The sequence below is a fragment of the Listeria rocourtiae FSL F6-920 genome (assembly GCF_000525975.1).
Lineage (GTDB): Bacteria > Bacillota > Bacilli > Lactobacillales > Listeriaceae > Listeria_A > Listeria_A rocourtiae.
The window spans coordinates 1-2,500 of sequence record NZ_AODK01000098.1; the positions used below are offsets into that span (position 1 = coordinate 1).

The 2,500-nt window shown below is 50.6% G+C and carries 2 rRNA genes (1 of these 2 cut by a window edge); both read left to right on the top strand.

Annotated features, from left to right (window positions below):
* The first annotated feature begins 17 nt into the window (after window positions 1–17).
* Window positions 18–1,569 (top strand): 16S ribosomal RNA (locus PROCOU_RS15995).
* Between the two features lie 263 nt (window positions 1,570–1,832).
* Window positions 1,833–2,500: ribosomal RNA gene (locus PROCOU_RS16000) — 23S ribosomal RNA — on the top strand; it runs 2,266 nt beyond the window's last position.
* The 16S and 23S rRNA genes sit together here, the layout of an rRNA operon.

A 2,500-nucleotide genomic window follows, 5' to 3' on the forward strand; every position in this document is an offset into this window, starting at 1 on the left:
TTCAAATTCAGCTTTATTTTAAAGAGAGTTTGATCCTGGCTCAGGACGAACGCTGGCGGCGTGCCTAATACATGCAAGTCGAACGAACCGACGAAAGAGCTTGCTCTTTCTGACGTTAGTGGCGGACGGGTGAGTAACACGTGGGCAACCTGCCTGTAAGTTGGGGATAACTCCGGGAAACCGGGGCTAATACCGAATAATAACAAGCGTCGCATGACGCCTGTTTGAAAGACGGTTTCGGCTGTCACTTACAGATGGGCCCGCGGTGCATTAGCTAGTTGGTAGGGTAATGGCCTACCAAGGCGACGATGCATAGCCGACCTGAGAGGGTGATCGGCCACACTGGGACTGAGACACGGCCCAGACTCCTACGGGAGGCAGCAGTAGGGAATCTTCCGCAATGGACGAAAGTCTGACGGAGCAACGCCGCGTGTGTGAAGAAGGTTTTCGGATCGTAAAGCACTGTTGTTAGAGAAGAACAAGGATAAGAGTAACTGCTTGTCCCTTGACGGTATCTAACCAGAAAGCCACGGCTAACTACGTGCCAGCAGCCGCGGTAATACGTAGGTGGCAAGCGTTGTCCGGATTTATTGGGCGTAAAGCGAGCGCAGGCGGTTTCTTAAGTCTGATGTGAAAGCCCCCGGCTTAACCGGGGAGGGTCATTGGAAACTGAGAGACTTGAATGCAGGAGAGGTAAGTGGAATTCCACGTGTAGCGGTGAAATGCGTAGATATGTGGAGGAACACCAGTGGCGAAGGCGGCTTACTGGCCTGTAATTGACGCTGAGGCTCGAAAGCGTGGGGAGCAAACAGGATTAGATACCCTGGTAGTCCACGCCGTAAACGATGAGTGCTAAGTGTTAGGGGGTTTCCGCCCCTTAGTGCTGCAGCTAACGCATTAAGCACTCCGCCTGGGGAGTACGACCGCAAGGTTGAAACTCAAAGGAATTGACGGGGGCCCGCACAAGTGGTGGAGCATGTGGTTTAATTCGAAGCAACGCGAAGAACCTTACCAGGTCTTGACATCCTTTGAACCTTCTGGAGACAGAACTTTCCCTTCGGGGACAAAGTGACAGGTGGTGCATGGTTGTCGTCAGCTCGTGTCGTGAGATGTTGGGTTAAGTCCCGCAACGAGCGCAACCCTTGATTTTAGTTGCCAGCATTTAGTTGGGCACTCTAAAGTGACTGCCGGTGCAAGCCGGAGGAAGGTGGGGATGACGTCAAATCATCATGCCCCTTATGACCTGGGCTACACACGTGCTACAATGGATAATACAAAGGGTTGCCAAACCGCGAGGTCGAGCTAATCCCATAAAATTATTCTCAGTTCGGATTGTAGGCTGCAACTCGCCTACATGAAGCCGGAATCACTAGTAATCGTGGATCAGCATGCCACGGTGAATACGTTCCCGGGCCTTGTACACACCGCCCGTCACACCACGAGAGTTTGTAACACCCGAAGTCGGTAGGGTAACCTTTATGGAGCCAGCCGCCGAAGGTGGGACAGATAATTGGGGTGAAGTCGTAACAAGGTAGCCGTATCGGAAGGTGCGGCTGGATCACCTCCTTTCTAAGGAAAAGGAAACCTGCTTTTGTTTTATCTTTTGTTTTGTTCAGTTTTGAGAGGTTCATTCTCTCTAACCAAAGAAGGAAATTGTTCTTTGAAAACTAGATAAGAAAGTTAGTAAAGTGCGGTATGAGTCTTAGACTTGTACCAACCAAGTAAGAACCGAGAATCAACTGAAAGTAACCTTTCAACTAACTGACACAGCCATCGCTGGCTGAAGACGTTAGGTAACAACCCGTGGTGTGCTTCGGCACAAAAAACCACATGGTTAAGTTAGAAAGGGCGCACGGTGGATGCCTTGGCACTAGGAGCCGAAGAAGGACGGGACTAACACCGATATGCTTTGGGGAGCTGTACGTAAGCGTTGATCCAGAGATTTCCGAATGGGGGAACCCACTATCTTTAGTCGGATAGTATCCTAACGTGAATACATAGCGTTAGGAAGGCAGACCCAGGGAACTGAAACATCTAAGTACCTGGAGGAAGAGAAAGAAACATCGATTTCCTGAGTAGCGGCGAGCGAAACGGAAAGAGCCCAAACCAAGAAGCTTGCTTCTTGGGGTTGTAGGACACTCTACACGGAGTTACAAAGGAACGTGGTAAATGAAGTGGTCTGGAAAGGCCCGCCAAAGAAGGTAACAGCCCTGTAATTGAAAGCACGTTCCCTCCAGAGTGGATCCTGAGTACGGCGGAACACGTGAAATTCCGTCGGAATCCGGGAGGACCATCTCCCAAGGCTAAATACTCCCTAGTGACCGATAGTGAACCAGTACCGTGAGGGAAAGGTGAAAAGCACCCCGGAAGGGGAGTGAAACAGTTCCTGAAACCGTGTGCCTACAAGTAGTTAGAGCCCGTTAATGGGTGATAGCGTGCCTTTTGTAGAATGAACCGGCGAGTTACGATTTGTTGCAAGGTTAAGCGGAAAAAGCGGAGC